General features: G+C 36.4%; 24 protein-coding genes, 2 tRNA genes and 1 pseudogene. 18 read left to right on the forward strand and 9 right to left on the reverse strand.

Annotation, left to right across the window (positions count from 1 at the left end; genetic code table 11):
- Positions 1–19: 19 nt before the first annotated feature.
- From METEV_RS06825 to METEV_RS06835, 3 genes are all read right to left on the reverse strand, one after another.
- A complete protein-coding gene (locus METEV_RS06825) occupies positions 20–1,252 on the reverse strand; it encodes a 3-isopropylmalate dehydratase large subunit (RefSeq protein ID WP_232216912.1) in 1,233 nt (410 codons plus the stop codon).
- A 118-nt stretch (positions 1,253–1,370) separates the two neighbouring features.
- Positions 1,371–1,745, reverse strand: coding sequence for a transcriptional regulator (locus tag METEV_RS06830; RefSeq protein ID WP_013194795.1), 375 nt, complete (start codon positions 1,743–1,745; stop codon positions 1,371–1,373).
- Between the two features lie 178 nt (positions 1,746–1,923).
- Positions 1,924–1,997 (reverse strand) — tRNA-Ile (locus METEV_RS06835).
- A gap of 169 nt (positions 1,998–2,166) precedes the next feature.
- Between METEV_RS06835 and METEV_RS06840 the strand changes: the two genes are divergently transcribed.
- The 10 genes and pseudogenes from METEV_RS06840 (at position 2,167) to METEV_RS06875 (ending at position 8,503) form a co-directional block, all read left to right on the forward strand.
- Positions 2,167–2,271: transfer RNA gene (locus METEV_RS06840), tRNA-Ala, on the forward strand.
- A 569-nt stretch (positions 2,272–2,840) separates the two neighbouring features.
- Positions 2,841–3,347 (forward strand): class I SAM-dependent methyltransferase, encoded by a 507-nt coding sequence (locus tag METEV_RS06845; RefSeq protein WP_269634957.1) that lies wholly within the window; start codon positions 2,841–2,843, stop codon positions 3,345–3,347.
- Positions 3,344–3,667 (forward strand): J domain-containing protein, encoded by a 324-nt coding sequence (locus METEV_RS06850; protein WP_013194796.1) that lies wholly within the window; start codon positions 3,344–3,346, stop codon positions 3,665–3,667. Before METEV_RS06845 ends, METEV_RS06850 begins: the two co-directional genes overlap by 4 nt.
- 379 nt (positions 3,668–4,046) lie before the next feature.
- Positions 4,047–4,739 carry a peroxiredoxin gene (locus METEV_RS06855; protein WP_013194797.1) on the forward strand — a complete coding sequence of 231 codons (693 nt, stop codon included), beginning with the start codon at positions 4,047–4,049 and terminating at the stop codon, positions 4,737–4,739.
- Between the two features lie 48 nt (positions 4,740–4,787).
- Positions 4,788–4,883 carry a ferritin family protein gene (locus METEV_RS12920; RefSeq protein ID WP_332258407.1) on the forward strand — a complete coding sequence of 32 codons (96 nt, stop codon included), beginning with the start codon at positions 4,788–4,790 and terminating at the stop codon, positions 4,881–4,883.
- A gap of 9 nt (positions 4,884–4,892) precedes the next feature.
- Positions 4,893–4,976, forward strand: a pseudogene (locus METEV_RS12925) (rubredoxin-like domain-containing protein); the annotation flags it as partial.
- Positions 4,977–5,167: 191 nt separating this feature from the next.
- The gene (locus METEV_RS06860; protein ID WP_013194798.1) at positions 5,168–5,782 is read left to right on the forward strand and encodes an FKBP-type peptidyl-prolyl cis-trans isomerase; all 615 of its coding nucleotides are present in this window, start codon (positions 5,168–5,170) and stop codon (positions 5,780–5,782) included.
- 39 nt (positions 5,783–5,821) lie between these two features.
- Entirely contained in the window at positions 5,822–6,208 is a 387-nt protein-coding gene (locus METEV_RS06865; protein WP_013194799.1) for an OB-fold nucleic acid binding domain-containing protein, read from the forward strand.
- Positions 6,209–6,276: 68 nt separating this feature from the next.
- Positions 6,277–7,446, forward strand: a complete 1,170-nt coding sequence (locus METEV_RS06870; protein WP_013194800.1) for a sugar phosphate nucleotidyltransferase — start codon at positions 6,277–6,279, stop codon at positions 7,444–7,446.
- Between the two features lie 28 nt (positions 7,447–7,474).
- Positions 7,475–8,503: a lysylphosphatidylglycerol synthase transmembrane domain-containing protein gene (locus METEV_RS06875; RefSeq protein WP_013194801.1), complete on the forward strand. Its 1,029-nt coding sequence runs from the start codon at positions 7,475–7,477 to the stop codon at positions 8,501–8,503.
- A gap of 4 nt (positions 8,504–8,507) precedes the next feature.
- Here the strand turns inward: METEV_RS06875 and METEV_RS06880 are convergent, their stop codons facing one another.
- Positions 8,508–10,190, reverse strand: coding sequence for a radical SAM protein (locus METEV_RS06880; RefSeq protein WP_013194802.1), 1,683 nt, complete (start codon positions 10,188–10,190; stop codon positions 8,508–8,510).
- Positions 10,191–11,107: 917 nt separating this feature from the next.
- Here METEV_RS06880 and METEV_RS12390 point away from each other — a divergent pair.
- The 4 genes from METEV_RS12390 (at position 11,108) to METEV_RS06895 (ending at position 15,619) form a co-directional block, all read left to right on the forward strand.
- Entirely contained in the window at positions 11,108–11,248 is a 141-nt protein-coding gene (locus tag METEV_RS12390; protein ID WP_157197311.1) for a hypothetical protein, read from the forward strand.
- Between the two features lie 453 nt (positions 11,249–11,701).
- On the forward strand, positions 11,702–13,363 hold the full coding sequence (ilvD, locus tag METEV_RS06885) for a dihydroxy-acid dehydratase (RefSeq protein ID WP_013194804.1): 1,662 nt from the start codon (positions 11,702–11,704) through the stop codon (positions 13,361–13,363).
- 36 nt (positions 13,364–13,399) lie between these two features.
- Positions 13,400–13,849, forward strand: coding sequence for a 4Fe-4S dicluster domain-containing protein (locus tag METEV_RS06890; RefSeq protein ID WP_013194805.1), 450 nt, complete (start codon positions 13,400–13,402; stop codon positions 13,847–13,849).
- A gap of 12 nt (positions 13,850–13,861) precedes the next feature.
- Positions 13,862–15,619: an aldehyde ferredoxin oxidoreductase family protein gene (locus METEV_RS06895; protein WP_013194806.1), complete on the forward strand. Its 1,758-nt coding sequence runs from the start codon at positions 13,862–13,864 to the stop codon at positions 15,617–15,619.
- 171 nt (positions 15,620–15,790) lie between these two features.
- Here METEV_RS06895 and mtrH read toward each other — a convergent pair whose 3' ends face one another.
- Complete coding sequence (mtrH, locus tag METEV_RS06900; RefSeq protein ID WP_013194807.1) at positions 15,791–16,729, reverse strand: tetrahydromethanopterin S-methyltransferase subunit H; 939 nt, start codon at positions 16,727–16,729, stop codon at positions 15,791–15,793.
- A gap of 202 nt (positions 16,730–16,931) precedes the next feature.
- Between mtrH and METEV_RS06905 the strand changes: the two genes are divergently transcribed.
- Positions 16,932–17,606 (forward strand): PrsW family intramembrane metalloprotease, encoded by a 675-nt coding sequence (locus METEV_RS06905; protein WP_013194808.1) that lies wholly within the window; start codon positions 16,932–16,934, stop codon positions 17,604–17,606.
- Positions 17,607–17,612: 6 nt separating this feature from the next.
- Here METEV_RS06905 and METEV_RS06910 read toward each other — a convergent pair whose 3' ends face one another.
- The 3 genes from METEV_RS06910 to tnpB form a co-directional block, all read right to left on the reverse strand.
- Positions 17,613–18,212, reverse strand: coding sequence for a tetrahydromethanopterin S-methyltransferase subunit A (locus METEV_RS06910; protein WP_013194809.1), 600 nt, complete (start codon positions 18,210–18,212; stop codon positions 17,613–17,615).
- A gap of 1 nt (position 18,213) precedes the next feature.
- The gene (mtxX, locus tag METEV_RS06915) at positions 18,214–19,056 is read right to left on the reverse strand and encodes a methanogenesis marker protein Mmp4/MtxX (RefSeq protein ID WP_013194810.1); all 843 of its coding nucleotides are present in this window, start codon (positions 19,054–19,056) and stop codon (positions 18,214–18,216) included.
- A gap of 189 nt (positions 19,057–19,245) precedes the next feature.
- The gene (gene tnpB, locus METEV_RS06920; RefSeq protein ID WP_049891090.1) at positions 19,246–20,373 is read right to left on the reverse strand and encodes an IS200/IS605 family element RNA-guided endonuclease TnpB; all 1,128 of its coding nucleotides are present in this window, start codon (positions 20,371–20,373) and stop codon (positions 19,246–19,248) included.
- A gap of 154 nt (positions 20,374–20,527) precedes the next feature.
- On the opposite strand from tnpB, the gene METEV_RS06925 reads away from it, so the two are divergent.
- From METEV_RS06925 to METEV_RS06935, 3 genes are all read left to right on the forward strand, one after another.
- Positions 20,528–22,027, forward strand: coding sequence for a replication factor C large subunit (locus tag METEV_RS06925; RefSeq protein WP_013194813.1), 1,500 nt, complete (start codon positions 20,528–20,530; stop codon positions 22,025–22,027).
- Positions 22,028–22,328: 301 nt separating this feature from the next.
- The gene (locus METEV_RS06930; protein ID WP_013194814.1) at positions 22,329–24,197 is read left to right on the forward strand and encodes a DNA topoisomerase VI subunit B; all 1,869 of its coding nucleotides are present in this window, start codon (positions 22,329–22,331) and stop codon (positions 24,195–24,197) included.
- Position 24,198: 1 nt separating this feature from the next.
- Positions 24,199–25,311, forward strand: coding sequence for a DNA topoisomerase IV subunit A (locus tag METEV_RS06935; RefSeq protein WP_013194815.1), 1,113 nt, complete (start codon positions 24,199–24,201; stop codon positions 25,309–25,311).
- Positions 25,312–25,430: 119 nt separating this feature from the next.
- Here METEV_RS06935 and METEV_RS06940 read toward each other — a convergent pair whose 3' ends face one another.
- Positions 25,431–26,681: an RNA-guided endonuclease InsQ/TnpB family protein gene (locus METEV_RS06940; protein WP_013194816.1), complete on the reverse strand. Its 1,251-nt coding sequence runs from the start codon at positions 26,679–26,681 to the stop codon at positions 25,431–25,433.
- Between the last annotated feature and the right edge of the window lie 10 nt (positions 26,682–26,691).

The following is a 26,691-nucleotide window of genomic DNA, read 5'->3' on the forward strand; positions in this document are numbered from 1 at the left end:
GTTATGTTTATTCCCCCTCTTAAATATCTCTTGGGTCTGCAATTTCACCCGTTATAGCTGATGCAGCTGCAGTTGCAGGTGATGCAAGGTATATATACCCGCCTTTTCCCATTCGTCCTTTAAAGTTCCTGTTTGCGGTTGAGACGCATACCTCACCTTCACCTATGACGCCCATATGTCCACCAAGGCATGGTCCACAACCTGGAGTACCAAATGTTGCTCCTGCATCAAGCAGTATTTCAGCCGTACCATTATTAACAGCTTCTATCATAGTGGAACGGGACGCTGGTACAATAATTGTTCTGACACTTACCTTTTTTCCTTTAAGTATTTCAGCAGCAACTTCAAGGTCTTCCAATCTCCCGTTTGTGCATGTTCCTATAAACACCTGATCTACCTTTGTTCCCGAAACATCAGTGACATTGGCAACATTATCAACCGAATGCGGTTTGGCTACCTGTGGTTCAAGTTCATCAGCATTTATATGATATTCTTCTGAATAAATCGCATCTTCATCTGAATAAACAGGTTCGTAGTCTTCAACAGCTCTGTTTTTTAAGTATTCAAATGTTTTATCATCAGGAGGCACTATTCCAGTTTTGGCACCCATTTCAATAGCCATATTGCAAAGGGTCATACGTCCAGACATTGACAGGTTTTCTATTACATCACCGTAAAATTCAACAGCTTTATAGGTAGCACCAGCAGAACCCATTTTACCAATTATATACAAAGTCAGGTCTTTTGCATAAACATGATTTTTAAGAGTCCCATCAACAGTTATTTTGATACTTTCAGGAACTTTAAACCAGAGCTTTCCAGACGCAAAAATTTCCGCCATATCGGTCGCACCTACACCAGTAGCAAAAGATCCAAATGCACCGTATGTACAGGTATGAGAATCCGCACCAACGAGCAACTTACCCGGCATAGCGAATCCATTTTCGGGTAATACTTGATGACATACACCATATCCGATTTCATAAAAATGTTCTATCTGCTGGTCATTAATCCAGTTTCTAATATCATTTTGAAGTGATGCAGTTATTTCTGTATTTGCAGGAGCAAGATGGTCAAAGGGTATCACTATTCTTTCGGGATTCCATACCTTTTCAACCCCCATGTCCCTGAAAGATTTTACTGCAAGAATGCTTGTACCATCATGTGCCATTGCATAATCCACATCTGCAATGACAAATTCATCAGCTTTTACCTGTTCCCCTGATGCACGGCTGAATATTTTTTCACTTATTGTACCCAATATATAATTCTCCTTATCAAAATGATATGATGTAATTGAAAGTAATTAAGCTAATGGGATTTAAACATTAAATCCATTGCTATAATTTGACAATAAATTGTCAGTTAATTCAGGAAAGGTTTTTGAGACGCTCAATATTTTCAAGAATAGATTTGTTCTGGGACAGGATATCGTTTTCTATATTGTTGATTATAGTGTCAAGAGGAACAACAAGTCTGTATAACTTAATAGGACGCCCTTTACCTTCATTTTTCTTTTCTTCCCTGATTTCAACCCATTCATTATCAAGAAGATAGCGCATTGCTATGCTTACTTCGGGCTGTCTTAATCCTGTAGCTTTCTCAATACTGCGAGAGGTGAGTTCATAACCATCCGATAAACAGGCAAGCGTTAATGCCACCGGTCTGGTCATATTTATTTTCCTAAGAATTTCCACCATCTCATACTTTTTATCATCCAACATTACTTCATCGCCATCTTCCATTAAATCACCGATAAGCCAAATCTTTTATAAAAACTCATATAATATTTTTTATTAATAAGTTTTATGGATTTTATTTTATATATAGACAGTAATTCAAATTAATATAAAAATAGAACAGAATAAGTAAAATCAATAGAAATTTTGAAAAATACTTAGAAAAATTGCAGAAAAAATGTAGTGGGCCCGCTGCGATTCGAACGCAGGACCTCACGGTTATCAGCCGTGCGCTCCACCAGGCTAAGCTACGGGCCCGATTTGTTTATTTTCAAGACGCGACCACCCCAATATACATGCTTATATTTTAACGTTGCGCTTTGTTTTTACACTTAAAAAATAACTTTATCAGCAACAAAATATCAGACAGTTAAAATTAGCGATACTTTTATGTAGATAAGGTTATATCTTGGAATGCTAACATTAAGGGCCGGTAGATCAGCATGGAAGATCGCTACCTTGGCAATTGTGTTGCACAGATGCAATACATCCAGACTGGTAGAGGCCTCGGGTTCGAATCCCGACCGGTCCATAAAGATTTTTTGATTAACCTAAGGGAATTTATATTTGCTGACTACTCTCCCACGACTGAAGAGCCTGTCCGACAATTCTGGACTACAATCAATCTATTTTTATCAATTAGACAAATAAATATAAATTATAGATTAATTTATGTATCAATAGCATTTATCCAATAATCCAAAAACCAGTCACGGATGCTGTCACTTGATATAAAAGAAACAATCAGGACTGATAATTTATGTTACTTGGTAGGTCCTTTTGTATAAGATATCCACTTTAATATTAATTGCCGGACAGCCTGTAAAGTCGTTGGCTTTCACGTACCCCTGTTGCCCCACTTTCGTAAACTTTTAATTTGTAACAAATGTTTTACAAAAAACGATTCCAGTTTAAATTTATATTATCAATAGCTATAAATTAAACCGTACATATTAAAAATTGATGCCTAAGATTGAACCCTTTGACAAATATTACCAAAAATACGAAAACTGGTTTGAAAAATATAAATTTGTATATCTGTCAGAGTTGGAGGCAATTAGGAATTATATTCCCCATAAATAGGATGGAATAGAAATTGGAATAGGTACTGGAAGATTTGCCAAACCTTTAGGTATTGAAGAAGGTGTTGAACCCTCATATAATATGGGAAAAATAGCTAAAAGTAGAGGAATTAAAGTATATAGTGGAACAGCTGAAGAACTGCCATTGAATAATAATAGTTATGATTTTGTATTAATGGTGACTACTTTATGTTTTCTTGATAATTTAGAGAAGTCCTTTTCGGAAGTCTACAGAATTTTAAAAGAACATGGACGCTTTATTATTGGATTTATAGATAAAGACAGTCCTATAGGCAAAAAATATCTTGAATCTAAAAACGAAAGTACATTTTATAAACACGCTGATTTTTATTCGACTGATGATGTCCTACGTTTATTGAAAAAATTCAATTTTAAGGATATTGATGTATTACAGACCATATTTGGAAATCCAGAAGATATCAAAGATATTCAAGAATTTAAAAGAGGATATGGAGAAGGCGTTTTTGTAGTTGTCGTTTCTGAGAAACAGGGAGGTATTCGATGAAAGATGATGATTTGGACCCTGATAAGATCTATGAGGCATCAAAAGTATTGAATTTAAACGAAAAAGCTACAATGAAAGAAATAAAAGAATCATACCGCAGATTAATAAAAAAATGGCATCCGGATAAGTGTCAGCAAAATCCAGATATTTGTAAAGCTAAAACTGAAGAAATAATCAATGCATATAGAATCATCATTAAATATTGTCATTACCAAAAGTATTCATTTAAAAAAGAAGACATAATCAGTAATTTACCAATTGAAAAACAGATGGACGAAGATTGGAAAAACCGTTTTGGTAATGATCCTTTATGGGGATAAACTTTATTCTATAGTTTACATACCAGAATACTGGTTAAATTCAAGTTTTAAAAAACAGATTCAAATTGAAAATAATCGATGTTCTTTGAAAATTTAGGATGGCAAAGTTCTCCCTCTTCTATATAGATATTTTAATGGCTTTGTAGAAGTCATCAATGATACTTTATACATGGCTTCTTTCTCAGATAGAAATTGCCTATATTATGAAGGGATACTAAAAAAACCAATTATGCTGGATTTTTGATAATTTCTTTTCCAGAAAACCATATTTATCAAAAAATGTGTTGTGTCGTAATCATTAAATAATTATCTTTCAATACAATTTATAGATAAATGCTAATTTTTGGCATTTACAATTAGTAAGGAGAGTGTGGAAAACATGGACGAATCAAATACACAAGAACAGACGAGTCTACCTCTTATAGGTGACGATGCTCCTAAATTTACAGTAAACACTACACAGGGTAAAATCAACTTTCCTGATGATTATAATGGAAAGTGGGTGATATTATTCAGCCATCCTGCTGATTTCACTCCTGTATGTACTACAGAATTTATGACTTTTGCTAACATGCAGGAAGAATTCAGAGAATTGAACACGGAACTGATAGGACTTTCTATAGACAGCAATTTTTCACATATTGCATGGTTGAGAACTATAAAAGAAAAGATGGAATACAAAGGCATGAAAAATGTCAGAGTTGGTTTTCCAGTTATTGAAGACCTGAAAATGGAAGTAGCCAAAAAATACGGCATGATCCAGCCCAACGCCTCTACTACACAGGCAGTTAGAGCTACTTTTATAATCGACCCGCATGCAAAAATCAGGGCAATACTGTATTATCCACAATCAACCGGTAGAAACATGGACGAGATAAAGAGAATGATTATCGCCATGCAAAAAACCGATAAGGAACATATTGCAACACCTGCAAACTGGAATCCGGGTGAGGATGTGATAATACCACCTGCTGGAGATTATGATACTGCGGAACAGCGAGCTGAATCAACAGAGGAAGGAACGTACTGCCTCGACTGGTTCATATGCTTTAAAAAAGAATCTGGTAAGTAAGAGCAAATTATAACAAATCAACTGGATGTTAAGGATGAGGGACATATCTTGGAGAAAACCATAGAGAACTTGAAAAAAGCATTCACAGGCGAAAGTCTTGCAAGGAACCGATATACCAATTTTGCAAAACTTGCTAAAGAATAAGGATATGTACACACCGGTACAGAACCGCCTGAAAAATGTCCCTCGTGCGACCATCCATACAATTACTTTGAAGTAAAATGTGAAGATTACTAAAAACCATTAATTAGCACCTTATCCAATTATCTTATTTTTTTTCTCTTTTATAAATGCTTAAATTTACAATATTTCGACCTGTCCACTCTTTTTTAAATTTCCACCTCGACTTAGCCGCTTTGACTAATTTTGCCGGTTATGTATATCAGTTATCATAATATTTATCAATGTGGTAGTCATCGATTTAACCTATGAGTTTGAAAAAATTAGTTCTGATATTGTTAATTGGTAGTGTTGTTCTGTTTAGTGGATGTGCAGGAATGAATGACAACACAAATGGAAATGACACTACAGGTACAGGGGAAAATGTAGTCGAAAATGGAGATATTGTAACATTGGATTATACACTAATGTATGAAAATGGTACAGTTGTTGAAACCTCTGTAGATGACATCGCTGAAGAAAATGATAACATCGAACAATCAAGGGAACCGTTAGAATTTGAAGTTGGTTCTCAACAAATGATAGCAGGCATCAATGAAGGCGTTCTTGGTATGAGTGAAGGTGAGCAAAAAACCTTAACATTGCCTCCAGAGGAAGCTTTTGGACCCTATCGAGAAGATTTGGTTCAATCAATGACTATTGAAGAATACCAAAATGCCACAAATTCAAACACAACTCCTGAACAAGGAGAACAAATAATGACACAAATGGGTCCAATAACTGTTAGTGATGTTAATGAAACTCACATAACACTTGATGCCAATTCTCCGTTTGCCGGTAAAACTGTAGTATTTGATATAACAATAAACTCTATTAAAAAAGATGAAAATACACAGAATAACGGAGAACCACCGGAACAATAAAAAAATAATATTTATACATAAAACTGGTTAACGGTTTCTATGGAGAAAGAAGGGAAGATAATTGTAGTGCTTATTGCAATGGCTCTTTCTTCTCTTTCTATAGCCTACATTACTTTCTTTCCTGCAAATAATGGTCTTCAGGAATACAGCGATTCTTCAAATATCGGTGAAGAAGTATATCTTGAAGGAACTGTACTTGGAAAACATGTCACATATAATGGAGACCATCTAATTTTAAATTTAAAATGGAACTCCGGTTTGGTCAAAGTATTTGTTCCAAACAGCAACGGTGCAGAAACCTTAGATAAAAAAATAAACAAAGGTTTTTATATCCATGTTGAGGGTGCAGTGGACAAATACAAAGGAAAAAGAGAAATCATAATCCAACAAAAAAACGATATTTCAGTTGTTGAACATCCCCAATAATTACAGATAGGATTTTTTTTTTGAAAAATCGTTACATCTATAAATAAAAAGAACAATATCGGTTAAGCATGAAAGCGTGTATAATGTGTGGAGGAAAAGGAACAAGGCTTCATCCTTTAACGTTTGAGCGACCAAAACCAAGCATACCTGTTTTGAATAAACCGATTTTGACCCATTTGATTGAGCACCTGTCAAAAGAGGGTTTTACAGAGATTGTTGTTACCCTTGGATATATGGGTCACATGATAGAAGAACAGCTTGGAGACGGTCGAATGTTTGGGGTTCATATTAATTATGTATATGAGCACAAAAAACTGGGTACTGCTGGAAGTGTAAAAAACGCTGAACATTTGCTTGGTAATGAACCATTTATTGTGCTCAGCGGAGACCATGTTCTGAACCTGAACCTGCGTGAAATGTTTAGATTCCATGAAACAACAGGCGACTCAATGATAACTATAGGACTGCTTTCTATCGACGACCCGCGAGAATTTGGTATCGCAGATATGGATGTCAACAACAAGGTTCACAGATTTCTGGAAAAACCCGATTCCGGGGAGATATTCAGTAACCTCGCAAGTACAGGTATTTATGTATGTGACCCTGAAATTTTTAACTACATACCTGAAGATACCCAATACGATTTTGCCAAAGATGTATTCCCCAAACTCATGTCATCAGGTAAGGATATAAGTGGATTCCTTGTTTACGGTGAATGGACTGATGTAGGAAACCCTGCTGCCTATAGGGCAGCTCAGCGCTGGATGCTTGCTTCTTTAACCGGTACATCAATTATGGGACGCTTTAACACAAAAAATGCACGCATAAGTGGACCATTAAAAATTGATAACAATGTTACTATAGGTTCAAATTCATCTCTTGTGGGACCCATTGTCATAGGTGAAAATACAGAGATAGGAGACAACGTTCTTATTAGCCCCTATACTGTAATTGGTTCAAATTGTGTTATCGAAAACAATGCCAGGATTTTCTCATCCTATATCTTCAATAATGTTAAAATAGGTCAAAATACAAATGCGTCAGGTGCAGTAATCGACAACGATGTTAGTGTTGGTCAAAATACAAGTCTTGAAAACGGTACTGTATTGGGGGCAAAGGTTACTATCGGTGATAACGCAACAATTCACTCAAATGTTAAAATATGGCCAGAAATAGATGTTAGTGATTCCGAAAATGTAACAACCAGTTTAATCAATCCGGAATACCACGAAAGTTAATCTCATTTTGGTATTCTGGATTGATTACATGAGTAAATTTAAAAAATGGATGAAAGCTTCACTTTTAATAAGTGGTATATCTATTCTACTTCTTCTTATTGTCACTGTTAATTCTGAAACCATTGAAACCGTCCTCAAAATCAAATATGAATACATTGTACTGGCAGTTATAATGCATATAGTCGCATATTTTATGTGGGCTCTTCGTACAAAATCTATGTGTCAGGGTATTGATTATAAAATCAAATTTTTAAGTTGTGTTAAAATTGTGACAGCTGGTAAATTTGCAGCATCAATTACACCTTCATCAATAGGAGGCGAGCCTTTACGGATTGAATTACTGCACCAAAATGAATTGCCTATAGGACGTGCTTCTGCAATAGTTTTGGGAGAGCGGTTTATGGATGCATTTTTAATCCTTTTTTCTGCCCCTGTAGCTCTTTACATATTAAGAGACGGATTTTCGGATTCAAGTCTGGACATTGTTTTTATCATGGGTGAATTTATACTAATGTCTGTTCTTTTAATAATGTTATATGGCTTATTACGACCTGAAAATCTGAAACGCATTATACGTTTTATTGCTATCAAATTAACTAAATTATTGGGTAAAAAAAGAGAAGATCAAATCTACCATGTGCTCAAAAAAATTGATTCAGAATTTTATAATTTCCATGCAAGCCTCAGAATGCTGTTAAGAGAGGGTCGAACAAGTCTGGCTTGTGGTATGTTGTTTACAGTTTTTTACTGGTTATTTTTATTTTCCATATTACCAGTGATTCTTATGGGACTTAACCTGAACCCGCCTGTAATAATAACTTTCGCAGCCCAGATTTTGCTTTTGATTATCACAGCTGTTCCGATAACACCCGGTGCAAGTGGTGTCGCGGAACTGGGAGCTACCACCCTTTTTTCAGTTTTTGTTGTCCCATCTTTGATAGGTATCACTGTAATTACATGGCGGGTTTTAACCTATTATATGAACCTTTTAGTAGGCGGATTTGTAAGTATAAAAATCGCAAAGGATACCGAATTGATTAACAGGCTGTTTGGATGATATTTCAAAGGGAAATATAGTTTATTAATTTCTCACCATTCTCCACTCTTTCCATAAAATCATTTTTATCTTTGAAAGGAATATTTTTGTAGATTTCAGCTGCCTGATTCTTCCCAACACCCGGTATTTCACTAATTAGTTCCAGTGATGCTTCATTAATCCTTAGTGGATATGGTATGCCAGTGATTGAACGGTGTCCATGACCAGTAACCATTATATCTATAAATTTATTTTCTGGAAGCAATTCCGGAATACCTACAAGCAACGGATATGAACCCAATTGTCTTCCGAAAGTAAAACCATCTTTATGGACTTCACACAACACATTTTTAAGTATTGTACCTTCTGGAACAAGTTTTCTAAGCATTGGTTTGTCAATATATTCTCTGACTTTTTCCTTGTGATTTAAAAATAGTTTATTATGTTTTTTTGTGACGGTGTCCTTACCATATATAGGAGTTCCTGGGAAGGTAACCACTTGTCTCAGGTTTATTCGCCTTACAAGCAACCCGGAATCAAACACTTTTTTCAGGAAATCGTAGTTATTTTTGAAGGTTTTTTTGGTTTCTCCTTTGAGACCGTAAACAAAATTCAAACCCGGTAGAATCTCTGGAAGCCCATTGTATCCACATTTACCACCTTTCTCATTAATAATTTTAATTGCTTCTAATACTTCTTCCGGTGTTGCTTTAAGATTATTGGCAGACACTACATCAGGGTCAGCACTCTCCATACCGAGAGCACATACATCACCGGTTGTATGATATTTCAAGATAATATCCAGTATTTTGCGGGATTTATCAGGATATCTGGCTATAGTAGCCGGGTTTACATTATCCATATGAAGAACCTGTAAATCAGGAGCTTTATCCCTTATGCCCCTGTAAAGTTTTTCAATGGCTTCTGGATTAGGTTCAGATATATCATTAGTGTTTTCAATAGATTGATAGGTGAAAAGATCAGGCTGTCGACCAATTCTGAAATATCTGGCACCTGAATTGTAAAGCTCTGAAACTTCAAATATAACGTCTTCTACAGGTCTGTATTTGGATTCTTTATAAAACGGTTCTGTACAGAATGAACAATGAGTGTTTCTTCCACACCCCCGATAAGTCTCCAGTTCACAAATGATATAAGGATAATCAGGATGTTGTTGGTGAATAAAAGCACCATTTATAGCCCATCTTCCAATTTCTTCCACTGTTCTTTGCCGGTGGGTTATGTTTCCAATTTGTTGGTTATTTTGCAAAAAATCATATACAAATGATTCAATATCCTCTTTAGCAATATAAACATCCTCAATATTAATACCAAGTTTTTTAGCAGATTCCCCACCCTGTTTACTAAAACCCAGACGAATAGGACCGCCGAGTATTTTGGAACCTGATGCTATTTTAAATACACTCTCAATTTCATTAAGAGTTATCGGTGAAGCTCGAAGATATTTACCGGGTACAGTCATACCTGCTATTATAATAACAGTATCAGCCTGTTTGATGGTTTCTTTCATGGAAGATAATTTGCGTAACTGGTCTATAGTAGTGTAATGAATGTTTTGTTTTTTAATATTACATTCATGTAAAGCTCCTGCTATGTACCTTGGATAGGGTGACAGGTAGGGTGGCACACCAAAACATGCCGGTTCATCTACATAACCATCAACAATTACAGCTTCAAAGTTTTTCATTATGCGTTCTACCCTCTGATATTGTATATCTAAAAGTGCATTAAAGCAGTTGAAAATTTTAACGCCTTTATAATATTTAACGCAGAAAAATTTACAGCATCATTTATTATATATATTTATAATGCATAGTAAGGAATTGACAGCAGAGGTAGAGAATGAGGGAAAACTCTACATCTGTTTGAAAGTAGTGGACGAGCGAATTTAATGATTGAGTGGGGTTCAACCATCGGGAGATGTGGTTAAAGTAGTCAATATAGGCTTATCCGCCCAATCTGTGTTATTCGGGGGAGTTATCACAGTTTGGGTGGTTAATATGAATCTTTCTTGTGATATCTACACCCAGTAACTTATGATTTTTATATTTTATATAGTTTTTATGCTTTATCTGTAGTATTAATAAATTTTTATGTAAAAGAGCTAAATATATAATCATAATTTAAAAATATAATTTACTCTGTTACTGGTTTATAAAGATAAAACTTTAAATTAGCCACACTTGTTTTAGTTAGGGAACAAAAATGGATGAGAATAACTAGGAAAATGATAATAATTCAGATATGGCAAATAATGTAGAAAAAATAAGTTACCATTTAGAAGAAATAGAAAAAACATTAGGTATTAAACCTCGCAGGGATTTGGCCATTGAAAACTGCCTGATGAGATAGCACATCAATGGTTACTTTAAATTAAGAGACAAATATGGAAAACTTGAGATTGTAGAAATCACAGAAAAAGGCTATAACCATTTAACCAATAATGAATTAATAAATGAACCATCCCTTATACAAGAACTGGATGAACGAAGGGAAAAACTGGTAAATTATAAACCATTCTGGATACGAATCAACGAGCTTTTAGAAGCCGGAATTATACCACAGGAAACCGTGGAAAGTTTAAAATCCTATCAATTGGATCCGATGGATATAGTCAACTTAATGGCTACCACCCCTACTGGTATTCATGATGTAACTGAATTAACAAAAAATGATATAGTTGAGACCACTTTAAATAAAGAGGAAGTAGACGAAATCTACAGAATTGCTAATCTGGATTCTTGAAAAATATATTATTGGGTGTTGTTCTATACTTAACTAATTTTTCATGTCAATTCCTCTCGGTTTTTATTGAATCTGCCAGCATTTTTTTGGTCGCACGGATTGGTTTCACTACTAACAGCAATACAATAAGGTATATCACCAACAAACAACCCAATATTGTTTTTATCATTGATACATCACCATTTAACAATAAGTACATCGATTAATATATTTATATATAACATATAATATTTAACGTTGTATACTTACATCTAATATTTCATCATATTTTAATTCTACCATTGTTTTATATCATAGTTGTTCAGCTAACGGTCAAAATCATTAAATACCATCCTATCACCAAATACGTTCAATAAAAAACCAATAAGAAAATCTATAATACTGTTTAATATTTATTTTAAAAATAGCCGAATTATCAATTAATATAAAAACATTCTATAATGAGTTGATTTAATGAGAAGTAATACTATAAAAAAAGGAATGGAACATGCACCCCATCGTTCGCTTCTTAAAGCTACCGGTGTAACAGATTCCGAGATGGATAAACCGTTTATTGCTGTCGTAAATTCGTGGAATGAAATTGTTCCCGGACACATCAACCTTGACAAACTTGGTGAATCAGTAAAAGCAGGAATTAGAAACGCTGGAGGAGTACCTTTTGAGTTTAATACCATTGGTGTTTGTGACGGTATAGCAATGGGTCATGAAGGTATGAAATATTCCCTCCCAAGTCGTGAAGCTATTGCAGATACGATTGAACTCATGGTACAGGCACACCAGCTTGATGGTATGGTATTAATTGCAGCCTGTGACAAAATCCTTCCAGGTCACCTGATGGCTGCAGGACGTCTCAACATACCGGCAATTGTTGTCACCGGTGGTCCCATGTTACCGGGTTATGTTGGTGACGAATACTGTGACCTTGTATCTGTATTTGAAGGAATAGGTTCTTGCCGTAACGATAACATTTCAGAATCCCAGTTAAAAATGATAGAAGACCAGTCGTGCAGTGGAGCTGGTTCATGTGCCGGATTGTTTACTGCAAATACAATGTCCTGTTTAACAGAAGCAATGGGAATGAGCCTTCCGGGTTGTGGAACTGCTCATGCGGCAGATGCAAAGAAAGCACGTATTGCCAAAGATTCTGGTGAACGTATAGTCCAGATGACAAAAGAAGACCTTACACCACGTCAAATTGTAACCGATGAGACTCTTAATAATGCTATAAGGGTGGATATGGCAATAGGAGGAAGTACAAATACTGTTCTGCATCTTCCAGCAATAGCCAATGAGTTCGGATTGGAGTTACCTATTGAAAAATTCGATGAATTGAGCAGGCAAACACCTCATTTGATAAACCTGAGACCCGGTGGATACAACCACATGCTCGATTTTGACAGAGCAGGGGGAGTTCAGGCAATCCTTGAAAGGATAAAACCGATGCTATTCCTTGATGTTAAAACTGTTACTGGAAAAACACTTGGTGAAAACCTTGAGGACTTTGTTGTAATAAATCCGAAAACAAACAAAGATATCATAGCAACAATCGATAATCCTGTCCATCCAGAAGGCGGAATAGCAATTCTTAAAGGTTCTCTTGCACCAGAAGGTTCAGTAATTAAACAGTCAGCAGTAAATGAAGATATGCTTGAACACAAAGGTCCAGCAAGAGTTTATGATAGTGAAGAAGATGCTATGTGTGGTATACTGGGTGGAGATGTTAAATCAGATGATGTTGTTGTCATAAGATATGAAGGTCCAAAAGGAGGACCTGGAATGCGTGAAATGCTGTCTCCAACATCTGCAATAGCAGGTATGGGGCTTGATACAGTTGCACTGGTTACAGATGGACGTTTTTCAGGTGGAACAAGAGGACCATGTATAGGGCATATATCACCAGAAGCCATCGACAGTGGACCTATTGCATATATCCAGGATGGAGATGAAATCGAAATAAACATTCCAGAAAGAACTTTGAATCTTAATATCTCAGAGGAAGAGATGAAAAAGAGGAAAGAATCCTTTGAGTTATCCGAAAAAGAAGTAGATTCTAAATACCTTACAAAATACAGAAAATCAGTAGGTTCCGCAAGTAAAGGCGGAATCCTTCAATAATTTATTATTTTTTAATAAGGATTTATGTACAATATCATGGGGGAAGGTATAATTCCAAAAAGGATAAAAGTCGCCAATCAGGCTCGATGTATTGGATGTTACTCCTGTATGCTGGCATGTGCACGTACCTATTACGATACAGTTTCCCTGAAAAACAGTGCAATTGATATACAGACAAAAGGCGGTATAGAGGAGGGTTTTGTCTCCATAGTCTGTCATGCCTGTATAGATCCCCCTTGTTCCAGAGCATGCCCTACAGGTGCTCTCACTGTGAGAAAAGGTGGTGGAGTAATACTGCACAATGATTTGTGTGAAGGGTGTAGGTATTGTGTAGATGCATGCCTTATAGGTGCAATACATATGGATGCATACGGTAAAGCCGTTGTCTGTAAACACTGCGGTGTATGTGCTTCATACTGTCCCCGGGATGTGCTTGAATTAAGAAAAGTTGGGGATAACGGGGAAGAAATCATGGATACAAATTAATCGAGGGATTTGATGACTGATACAGTTATAAACAGCACATCCAATGTACTTTATATAGACCTTACAAATGAAACATCTAAACTTGTACAAAGACCGGATCTGTTTGACAGATATATTGGAGGTACAGGTGTAGCAACACAACTACTTGACGAAGGTTTCAGAGAAGACAAAGATGCTCTTGACACAGAAGCACCTATTGTATTTAGCATCGGACCATTTTCTGGTATATATCCGTGTTGCACAAAAGCAGTGGCAATGTTTCGTTCTCCTTTAACCGGTGAACTGGGTGAATCATATGCAGGAGGCAGAATTGCCACAGCAATGAGGTTTGCAGGATATGATTCAATAGTTATTACCGGAAAAGCAAAACGTCCTGTTTATCTTTCTTTGCATGATGGCAATATTACATTCAAAGACGCCACATCTATATGGGGTCTTTCATCAACTGTAGATGTTGGAAAGATACTCAGAGATGCAGAACCTTATTCAGGGAGAAGAAGTATTATCCGCATCGGTCCCGCCGGTGAAAAAGGTGTTAAATACGCCAATGTAAATGTTGATACCTACCGTCATTTCGGTCGACTGGGTCTTGGTGCGGTTTTTGGCTCCAAAAACTTGAAAGCCATAGTATTATCAGGTAATGAAGAACTGCAGGTTGTAGATAAAAAAGACTACAATAAACAGTACAAGCAACTCTACCATAAAGTGGTGAACACTGACCTGATGGAAAAATATCATGATTTGGGAACTACTATCAATGTAAATGTTTTAAACGAAATCAACGCACTGCCAACCAGAAACTTCCAGCAAACATATTTTGAATATGCAGAGAACATATCCGGTGAAAATTTAGGAGATAATTACCTAATAAGAAAACTTTCCTGTGCTGGTTGTCCCATTGGATGCATACATGTTGCAATGCTGAAAACGTTGTTTTCAAATTCTCATGATGTAGAAGTTTCTGATATACCATATGATTATGAGCTTGTATATGCACTCGGTACAAATCTGGGACTTAAAGAACCAGAAGATGTACTTGAATTAATTGATACATGTGAACGTCAGGGTGTTGACATTATAAGCATGGGTGTTATTCTTGCATGGGCTACAGAAATGTCGATGAAAGAAAAAATCTCTACCGATGAAACCATGGGTGTAACATTAAAATGGGGAGATCTTAATAATTTCCTTCGTGCTGTTGACTTGATAACAAAATCCCCGAATGAATTTTACTCTGCACTTGCAGAAGGTGTAGCTGTTGCATCGGAAAAATATGGCGGTCAGGATTTTGCAATGCATCTTGGAAGGCTGGAAGTCCCAGGATATCATACGGGACTGGGTAATGTTGTAGGACTTACAGCTGGCGTACGCCATTCCCATCATGATAATGCAGGATATAGTGCAGACCAGAAGGCGTTTAAGAGTGATCTATCGGATGAAGAGATTATCGACCAGTTGATAGCCGAAGATGATGTAAGGGGAGTTCTCAATTCACTTGTTATCTGTCTGTTTGCACGCAAAGTCTATACCCCTGATGTCATTGTTGATGCACTTAAACCACTTGGCATTGAAAAATCGGAAGAAGAACTTGACAGAATTGGAACTGAGATATTTATGAAAAAATACGAGCTTAAACAAAAATTTGGATTTAACCTTGATAATGTCAAACTTCCGAAACGTTTCTTTGAAACCGCGTCTACCAACGGAATAATTGATAAAGAAAGAGTTGAAAACGCTCTGGAAATATACAAAAACAAAAGAGGATTTTAAGAAGGGGGATACAAAGCTGGAAGTTACTGGCATCTGTTCTATATGTGGCAGACCTGCAAAACTTAATACATGCAGTTTCTGTGGGAGGCAGGTGTGCGGGAATTGCCTGACCTCCAGAGGTATTTGTGTTCAGTGTGCACAAGGCAGTAGAGGAAGATATGTAGAATAACCTTATAACAGACGATTTATCGGATGATTGCTGGGCTGTCCCAAATCCGTACCTATACCTGCGGATGCTTCTGATACCATGATATCGCCCATTGCTGCTACAGGGAATGTATATGGTGCATTTTCAATTGGACCATAGAGAACAAAATCACCTGTTGCCATCTGCTGCATACAGGTGGAACTGATATCACACATTCTATATACAAGAGGGTCTTTTTTCCCTTGTTCTTTGAGCCAGTTCCATGAAGAAGGTGCGTTATGTATCCCTGAACCTGTAGGATAACCCCATTTTGCCTTTACATTTGCTGTCATACGTAAAGCAATACCAGCACCATTACCCATAGGTGTGATACTTGGGTCAACCATTATATTGGATATACCACAATCCTCTGCAATTTCCAGCAAACCTCTGTCAATAGCTCCGCCACCGTTTTCAAGTATTTTCATACGTCCTTCCATTGAAGAATCTATTGCATTAAAACCAAGTATTATAGAACTGAATACATCCGAGTTTTTAAGTGCCTGCTCTTCATCTTTTGAAATACTCATATTAACGGAATTGTAAATGGTCTTGTCTGAAAGTCCAACTTCTGTAACGTATTCTAATGCTTTTTTACGCACTTCTGTTTCTGATGAATCGATGATAAACGGTGCATCAGTAATTTCAGATATAAAATCTATATAATTGCATACATTTTCAGGAGTTGTTCCATAGATATGCAACATGTGAGGATTTCCAGTCTCATCAGAATTGGTTTCCTGGATATTTACAAGTGTTTCAGCAGCGTTTTTATCAAAAGTCCCTCTGGATTCGTTTTTTATTATTTTATGTCCGCGGTAAAAAATGGTACCTGCAAGTACAGTGGGCAACTCTCCGGGTTGTCCCCCGACCTTTACACCTGCGATATTGACAATTTCCTGTTCTTTTCTGAATTTAAACATTTATTAACCTCACATATACAATCCTTAAAAACAAATAACTATTTCTTGATAATATTTTTAAATGTTAGCCGGATGAATTAATTCCATGAATATCATTAATTTTATTATGATAATCCTTAATCTATTTAAAAATAAGTGTTTTTGTTACCAATGTATTTATCACCTATTTTTCACATAAAAATGTTTAACAGTACCGGATAATATGCACACTATCACATTAATAATAATACTTGCCTATGCACCCAGTCTGGCTCTTTTGTGGTATTTTTATCACAAAGATAAGTATGAGCCAGAACCCAAAAGATACGTGATTTTGACCTTTATATACGGTGCTCTTAATTCGGTAATCATCGCCATGTTTTTTGAACAATTGTTGTTCCAGTTTATACCCAGAACCATTTTTTCCATAGCAATAGTAGCAGGTGTTGTAGAAGAGATTACAAAGGGATACATTATACGGATACCCTATAAAGCAAAGCAAATGGATGGTATAATGGATGGGGTAGTATATGGTGTTGCAGCAGGCCTTGGATTTGCTGCTACCGAGAACCTGTTGTATGGTTTTGGGTTTGGTGTAGGTATATCCGTCCAGAGAGCACTGTTAACACCTATTGCTCATGGTGTATGGACTGCAACTATAGGTGTAGGTTATGGACTTAAAGCAGAAAACAAATTGAAACTACCACTTATTTACTTTTTCTTTGCTGCTATATCCCTACACTTTTTATGGAATTACTTTGCGTTGCTGTCAAGAGACATACCAATTTTGTTTTCGGTTGTAATACTTTTGATTCTGTTTAATATTGCTATCATTTCCTATTTTGTAAATGCCGGTTTGAAAGAAGACCGCATTAAGTATGGTTTTTCAGGAAAATAACCTCAATTAAGCCTTAAAAATCATTCCTGTTTCTGTATCTATTACAAATTCATCCGAAATAAACATATCACCATTATCAGATGATACTGGTGGAAGTGTTTTTTTCTTTCTACTTTTTGATGTTACAAGGACAGGTTCTTCATTATAAGCGTCTCGTTTATCTTTATAAGTATCAACAATATTTCCTAAAACCTCTGAATCGGTTTCACCTATACAATCAATCACTTCTACCTGATTCCGAAAACGCTGGATGGCTATTCGAGGAATATTTTCTACAAATGGAATAGCCCCTTCTGAACCGATGATTCTCCCCTTCCCATCAACACCGTTTTTGTGTAGTTTCAAAATAGTATGTCCCGATAGATGTCCTCTGGACTCGCCACCACATAACAGAACAAATCTAATGTTGGAATTGGAGACTATATTAGTGATTAATTTTTCAGCTCCCAGATTTTCGGTTTTGCATGTACCCCATAAACATGCTTCAGGGTTTGATTCTATTGAACTGGCAAGTGTAACAACTACTATCCTTGATTCAGGGTTGCCTACAGTGTAATCACCTTTTACAACCGGCCAATCATCAGCAATTCGTTTTAAGATAACCACCTCATTTCGTTTTAATTGATGTTAATGCACTGGCAATCATAATGGCTTTAGTGAAATCTTTCCTTGCCCTTGATGTGTCCACAAAGACATATTCATCGGTAAGTACTGGAGCTCCTATACCTTCCCCTCCACATAGATATACAAGTGTTCTAAAAATCAGATTTCCTGTGATACCATCTGGAGCATAGACAAAATCAGATTCTTTAACAGCGTTTTCTATCAGTATATTATGATTCGTGGCATTAATTCCGTTGCCCAGTAAATACCTAGTTATAAATTCTGCATCTGCAAGTGTTCTATCAACCTTATTGTTGCGCCCGATGTCTCCTGACCTGCCACCTGATAAGATTCCAACTTCAGGGTCAATATCAAATCTGCGTATATGCTCAATACTTTTTTTTACATGTTCAATTTTTGATGCCAGATCATTTCCTTCATCAATACCTACTGGAGCAAAGAAAAAAGGTCTGCCCATATTTGTTTGAAGTAATGCTATACGATACAATTTTTCCGCATCCATTAATGTTTTCAGATAATCCAGTACTTTTGATGCTTTTATATTTCCTCTTACAGCGGCATCTACATCATTGGATGCGAGAAGTTCACAGATTGATTTTTCAGGGTTATCAGTATCTACAATTTCTATGTTGGATTCAGAATCGAGGTTTTCAATATCCTTTTTGCAGCCTACAATTACAATATTTGCATAACCTCTATCCTGTGCTTTTTTAAGACTATCCAGTATTTCTGTAGAAAGGAAATTTATCCCAATCGCAACTCGTGCTTTGTTTTCGATAGCTTTCTTTTCTACTATGTTTAATATCGAGCTGTCATTAAACATCATAAACTGGAAATGTATATTGAATATATTCCTTAACTAATTTTTGCTTCAATGTAAATGTGAACTACCACTTGGATAAAGACCAAGTGGCTCCTTAAATAAAAAATTTAAGGATAACTTTAAATCTATGATTTAAAGTGCTTCCTGTTTCATCCTTTTCCCTTATGGGAACAAGTTCACAGGCTCTACCCCTCATCCCGAAGGTGAATTGATGCCTATTAGATTCTGTTTATCCAGCGCGAATTTTTTAATATTTACTGATGCGTTGATGTCTCTATCATGTTCCGTTTTGCAGTCAGGACATTCCCATTCTCTGTCTTTAAGTTCTAAACCCTTATTATAATATCCACATACATGACAGATTTTGCTTGATGGGTCGAATCGTCCTATCTTGATAATATTTTTACCATACCATTCTGCTTTATACTCTAATTTCTGAACAAAACTACTCCATGAAGCATCGGTTATATGCTGTGCCAGATTATGATTTCTCAGCAGTCCTTTTACATTCAAACATTCCAGTGCTACAGCTTGGTTCTCGCTTATCAGTTTATTACTTAACTTATGCTGGAAATCTTCTCTCTGATTAGCAATTTTCTCATGATATTTTGCTATCTGATGTTTTAGTTTCCTGTAATTGTTAGAACCCTTCTTTTTTCTGCTGAGCCTTTTCTGTAATACCTTCAATCTTTCAATTGAATTTTTCAGGTACCTTGGATTATCGATTTTTTCACCGTCGGATGTTACAGCGAAATCCTTGATTCCTACATCGACTCCTACTGTATTATTTTGGTCGAATGTCTGTTTTTGTGGTAATTGTTTGTCGTCATCGACTAAAATACTGATATAATATTTTCCTGTCGGTGTTCTTGTTATAGTTGCAGTCCTTTGTTTACCATCAAACCTTCTATGAAGCCTTGTTTTTATCCAGCCGATTTTAGGTATGTATACTTTATTATTACCAAAATCGACTTTATAATACTGAGGAACAGAAAACGATTGTACTGGGTTTTTCTTGGATTTAAACTTTGGAAAACCTGATTTTTCTCTGAAAAATTTGGTAAAAGCATTTTCCAGGTTAAGAGTAGCTCCCTGTAATGATTGAGAGTTAATTTCATTCAACCATTCATGATCTTCTTTTAATACCCTTATCTGTTTGTTCAATTCAAATCTTGATATTGCTTTACCATCCTGCTCATAAGATTTGATTTTGTTCTCCAATGCCCAGTTGTATATGAACCTACAAGCTCCTATATGTTTTGCGATTAACTCCTGTTGGATTTGGTTTGGATACATACGATACTTGTAGGCTTTTAACATATTACAGTAATTAGAATTTAACATTATTTATATGTTAAGTTATATATTGGACGGTATTCAGCCCTGATGCTGAAGACATCAGGGTTTTCTACCTTCCATTATTATAAAATGCAAACATTAATTAAGACTCTTTCTTTATCTGGGATTGGTTAAGATGAGTGAACCAATCGAATGGGCTGAAAAATACAGACCATCTACACTTTCTGATGTAGTAGGCAACAAAAAAGCTTTAGAATCACTGAAAAAATGGGCTGAAGAATGGTTGGATAATGTACCAGAAAAAAGGGCTGTTATACTGCACGGCAGAGCTGGTATTGGTAAAACCTCAACAGCCTATGCTCTTGCAAATGATTTTGGATGGGAGGTAATTGAACTCAACGCAAGTGATCAGAGGACTGCTGAGGTTATCAACAAAATCGCAGGTTCTGCATCAAAAACAGGCTCACTGTTTGGTTCAGGCGGGAAAAGATTGATAGTACTTGATGAAGCTGATAACCTGCACGGTACCAATGACCGTGGCGGAGCCCGTGCAATCTCCGAAACAATTAAAAAAACCGACCAACCAGTAGTTTTGATTGCAAACGATGTCTATGGTGTAGCATCATCTATTCGAAATCAATGCCTTGAGATTAAATTTAACAATGTACAGACAAGGTCTATAGCCGCCTCCCTTAAAAAAATCTGTAAAAAAGAAGATATAAACTGTGACGATGAATCAATCGAAAAGTTGGCACAGGATTCAGATGGTGACGTACGCAGTGCTATAAACGACCTCCAGGCAGCAGTATCCGGTAACGAACTCCATATTGAGGATATAGCCACCTCACAGAGGGATACAGAAGAATCCATTTTCAAAGTTTTAACCAAAATTTTTAAAGGTCATGATATTAACGATGCCCTTAATGCTACTTACGGTATTGATGAAAGCCCTGAAGACATGGTTCACTGGATTGATGAAAATCTGCCTGCTCAGTTTAAACATGAAATTGATGACATAAAATCTGGTTATGGTTATCTTTCAAAAGCAGACATATATCTTGGAAGGGTGAGAAACAGACAAAATTACCGATTGTGGCGTTATGCTAATATACTCATGATTGGCGGAATGGTGGTTTCCAGATCCCAGAACTATAAGGGATTTATCAAATTCAGTCCTCCATCATACTGGAGGAAACTAGGACAAATGCGTGCAAAACGTGACCTTAGAGACAACATAGCATCCAAAATCGCTCAACATAATTATAAATCCATTCGCCATGTACGGTCTAACCTGACACCTGTATATACCAAGTTGTTAAAAGATGATGATTATGCAGTTGATATAACTGCTGACCTGAACCTATCACTGGATGAGTTAGTCTATTTGACAGGGAGTAAAAAGACCACAAAAAGGCTTAAAAATATACACCAAAAAGCAGAATCAATGGTCGAAAATTTTTCAGCACCCGATTCGTTTTCTACCTACAGTTCCAGTACCAAAAAAACATCCAGCAAAAAAAAGAATTCCAAACTGGATGAATCCAAATTCAATAAAAACGAAAATACACAGACTACCAGCAAAACCGAAGATGAACCGAGCCAACCTGTTGACCAGTCCGAATACAACGAAAAAAAATCACAGGATAAATCACAAAAATCTCTTTTTGATTTTTAATTAAGGGTAGAGGAGCGGGTTGGGGAGTGGGGGTTAATAAAAAAAGTTTATTTTATACCCGCTCTCTATAAAGTAAATAGGTTTATTTATTATAAAAAACTTTGCATATAATTATCATTATAATGATGATTTAAAATAATCCAACAAAAAGGCTTCAAAAATCTTTATAAAATATCGCTATATGCCTACATTAGTAAAAACTAAATCCATGCTCAATTGTCATAGAAACGTATTTTAGTTTAATTATACATGATAATTATATTAATCAAAAGAATATATTAACCTAAAAGGTAGTACAATCATGTCATCCCCGATAGCAGAAGAACTTGCAAAAAATCAGCAAACTATAAGCGTTGCGGAATTTTTTGAAAAAAACAGACAGATTCTTGGATTTGATTCAGCTCCCAGAAGTCTAATTACAACTGTAAAAGAAGCTGTTGATAACGCACTGGATGCTGCAGAAGAATCAGGTATACTTCCCGATATTTTACTACAGATTGAGCGAACTGGTAAAGATACGCTTGCTGTGATAATCGAGGATAACGGTCCCGGTATTGTTAGAGAGCAGATACCCAAAGTATTTGCAAAACTGCTGTATGGTTCAAGGTTTCATGCATTGAAACAGAGTCGAGGTCAGCAGGGTATTGGTATATCTGCAGCAGTATTATATTCCCAGCTTACAACGGGTCTCCAGACAAAGATTGTTTCAAAAATAGGTCCAGAATCACCAGCCCATTATTATGAAGTGATGATTAATACCAGTACTAATGACCCTGAAATTTTGAAGGATGAAATTGTTGATTGGGACAGACCTCATGGTACAAGGGTTGAAATGGAGATGGAAGCATCTTATGTCAAGGGTCGAAGGCAGTCAATACAGGAATATTTAAAAGCTACTGCAATTGTGAACCCCCACGCACGTTTAACATTGATTGAACCCGATGGCAATGAGATTGTTTTTGAGCGTGTGACAGATAAATTACCCAAAGCTCCGGATGAAATCCTCCCCCACCCCCACGGCATTGAAATGGGTACTTTGATGAAGATGTTAAGATACACTGAACGCCAAAAAGTTGGTGCTTTTCTGCGTTATTCGTTTTCAAAAATAGGTCTCAATACTGCGGACGAGATTTGTAAGACTGCAGGGCTTGATTTTGAAAAAGAACCCCGTGAAATCACAAGACTTGAAGCTAAAAAACTGTTGGAGGCTTTTTCAAAGGTCAAAATCATGTCACCCCCTACAAACTGCCTTTCTCCGATAGGTGAAAAATTAACATACAAAGGATTGAACAAAGAATTCAATGTAGATTTTATAGCAACTACAACCCGTTCACCATCGGTATATTCAGGAAATCCGTTTATAGTTGAAGTAGGTATAGCATACGGTGGTGACCTCCCAAAAGATGACAAAATCGATATAATGCGTTTTGCAAATCGTGTTCCTCTTCTCTATCAACAGGGTGGATGTGTAACTACTCATGCAGTAGAATCCATTAAATGGAAACAATACGGATTGAACCAGCCGGGAGGGGGAATCCCAACAGGTCCAGCGGTTATACTTGTTCATGTTGCATCTACTAATGTACCCTTTACTTCCGAATCCAAAGATGCCATTGCAGATATACCCGAAATTAAAGATGAAATTGAACTTGGTATCAAGGATGTAGCAAGAAAATTAAACCGCTACATTAACCGTCAGGGTACACTCAAAAAACGGCGTGAAAAAGAAGTAATCATTACCAAGGTTCTGCCAAAGATGGCTTCAACTCTTGCAGAGACACTTGACAGGGAAGAACCAGATATCAACCCAGTAGTGGCAAAAATTATGGGCAATGTTCTGGTAAACAGACAGTTCAAAAGAAACGAAGACAACAGTGTGGAGGTTTCCATACGAATAGTTAATTACGCTAACAAATCCCATGAATTTGATTTGCATGAGATGTTTCCCTACGAAATAAAGAATGCAAACCCTGATCCTAAGACTACTTCTCTTGGTGATGATTTTGATTATAAGTGGACGCTTAACATTTCATCCAATTCTTCCAAGGTTATAAACTATTCGATTGTGTCAATAACAGATGATGAATTATCACGTCTTCCATCTGTAACAATAGAAGGAATTGAAGACGAACTTGTCACTGGTGCAAAAGCGATAAAGGAGATTGTTTAAAATGGCTAACAGTTCTGAATTACCTCATCAGAAAGAACATGATTCTGTGGCAAAAGATAGACTGCTGGGTATTGCCAGAAAATTATATGACCAGTTTGCAGAAGGTATTATTCCTCATGTAACCCTACCCAGCCGTACAAAAGGTAATATTGAATACAACAGTAACAGTGATGTATGGGTTTACGGTGGTCGTGAGAGCGAACGTAGTGCAAAGACAACAAAGGGTGCTTATCAACTGTTAAAAACATCAAAAACCATTGATTTTGTTATGAACAATCATCTGGGACAAAATCGTGGTTCTACTTTAAGAGAATTGTATTATATTTCTGAAAACTGGGGAGTTGCTAAATTCCGTGAACAGCCAGAAAGCGATAAACTGGTGGAAGACCTTGAAATCATCACAAACCTGCAACGTGAATATTTCCACATGCGTCCAGAAGAGGATGGAGCAACATTATTCGGACCTCTAAAACTCAGGGAAGAAACAAAACGTGGAGCAAGGACAATTCATTGTCAGGAAGATATCGGAGAAAGCGGTTACCAGATTCCCTTTAATGTGGAAAATATCGAATTTCTGGAAAATGATGCCAATTTTATAATCGCAATAGAAACCGGTGGTATGTACGCAAGACTTATTGAAAACGGCTTTGATGAAAAATACAATGCTGTACTTGTTCACCTTAAAGGTCAACCTGCCCGTTCTACAAGAAGGATTATCAAACGCATGAACGAGGAACTCGGACTGCCTGTTCTGGTGTTTACCGATGGTGACCCATGGTCTTATCGCATTTATGCATCTATTGCCTATGGTGCAATAAAAAGCGCTCATCTATCTGAATTTATGGCGACACCAAACGCCAAGTTTCTGGGACTGCAGCCTACAGACATTGTAGAATACGAATTATCCACTGATAAGCTTACAGAAAGAGATGTAGAGGCTCTCAGAAGTGAGCTTTCAGACCCAAGATTTGAAACTGACTACTGGAAAGAACAAATAGAGCTCCAGCTTGATATCAAGAAAAAGGCAGAACAACAGGCTTTTGCTGGAAAAGGTCTGGATTTTGTGACCGAAACCTATCTGCCGGATAGGTTGAAAGATCTGGGAATTATTTAAATTAAAATACATAGTACTACAAGCTCTATAAGTTATAGCATAAAACTATTATTTCCTGAATTTATACTATGTGAACTACCGCTGAGCTAAAGACTCAGCGGCTTCAGAAGGAGTTTGCTTTACCGACATGTGTTGCCGAAAAACCTTATCCTTCTTGGATGGTTCACACATCCACTATCGGTTATCTCTATGAGAGAATCACCGACTACTTTTCTTAATATGTTCAATGCTCCATTGACATCGGCATTGAGTAATTTACCAGTAGAAAACTGGAACAATCCTCTTTTTACTCTTTTACCCATGTATTTTCGGTGTTTTCCAATGGGTTCTAATGCAAGAGCATCGGTTTTACTGGTATATGCCTCATCAACTTCTATATACTTGATACCGTAGTACTCACATTTAGACCGAAGTTTCTGTTTGAATTTGCCAAAGGGTATAGTTTGAAAAGTCTGGTTATTCTTTTTACCCATATTGGAGTTCTGTTTAATGTCTTTCAGTTCTCCGATTATGATGTTGCCGATGTTATTATCTATACAGTGTTTAACGATATAGTTAACACTCTGATTCATGAAATCGTTGAGTTTGTTCTTCCTTTTTTCGAACAACCAGTTCAGTTTCTGACCTGATTTTATACCCTGTTTATCATATACAGACTGCAACCCACTTTTGACTTTGTTCCACCAACGGTTATATGATTTCAAACCCCTGCCTTCTATGATGAAAGCAGTCCCATTGGTATCTACACAGGTTGCGAAATTGTTCACTCCTAAATCAATAGATAGATGTTTATTGTAGTCTAAATCGACTTTTTCACCATTACCATTATCTCTGTAAACATACTCTATCTCAAACCATTGTCCGTTATACTTCGGGATTATCCTTACTTCTTTTATGTGTTTACCGGTTATGTTTTCAGGTAACTTGAAGTACAGGTATCTAACACCATAGTTTTTGTAAAATTCTCTACCCATAGATAACCTGATTTTATTATCTTCGATTTTAAACATATCTTTTGGAAAGATACATACAAATTTAGAGTCTTTAGGTAAGTATTCAGGCATCTTTACAGGTCGGTTGTAGTTGCCTCTTTTTTTCTCACCCAGAATCCTGAAAAACGATTTCATGTTTCTATCTACTACTTTCATGGTTTGCTGTGCAACCTGTGAAGGCAGCATCTTGTAATTCTCATTTTCTTTTACCAGATGATAAGCGGATTCATGATTGAGATATTTTGAATTGTCAAAATAGTATTGTCTTGTAGTGTACAGAGTAAAATTGTACAGGTTTTTAGACAATTTAGTAATCCTTTTCAGGACTTCATACTTCTGTTTATCCGCTTTGATATGGTTTTTCTGGGTGAGATGCATTTTATTATAT

Origin of the sequence: Methanohalobium evestigatum Z-7303 (genome assembly GCF_000196655.1) — an archaeon.
Lineage (GTDB): Archaea > Halobacteriota > Methanosarcinia > Methanosarcinales > Methanosarcinaceae > Methanohalobium > Methanohalobium evestigatum.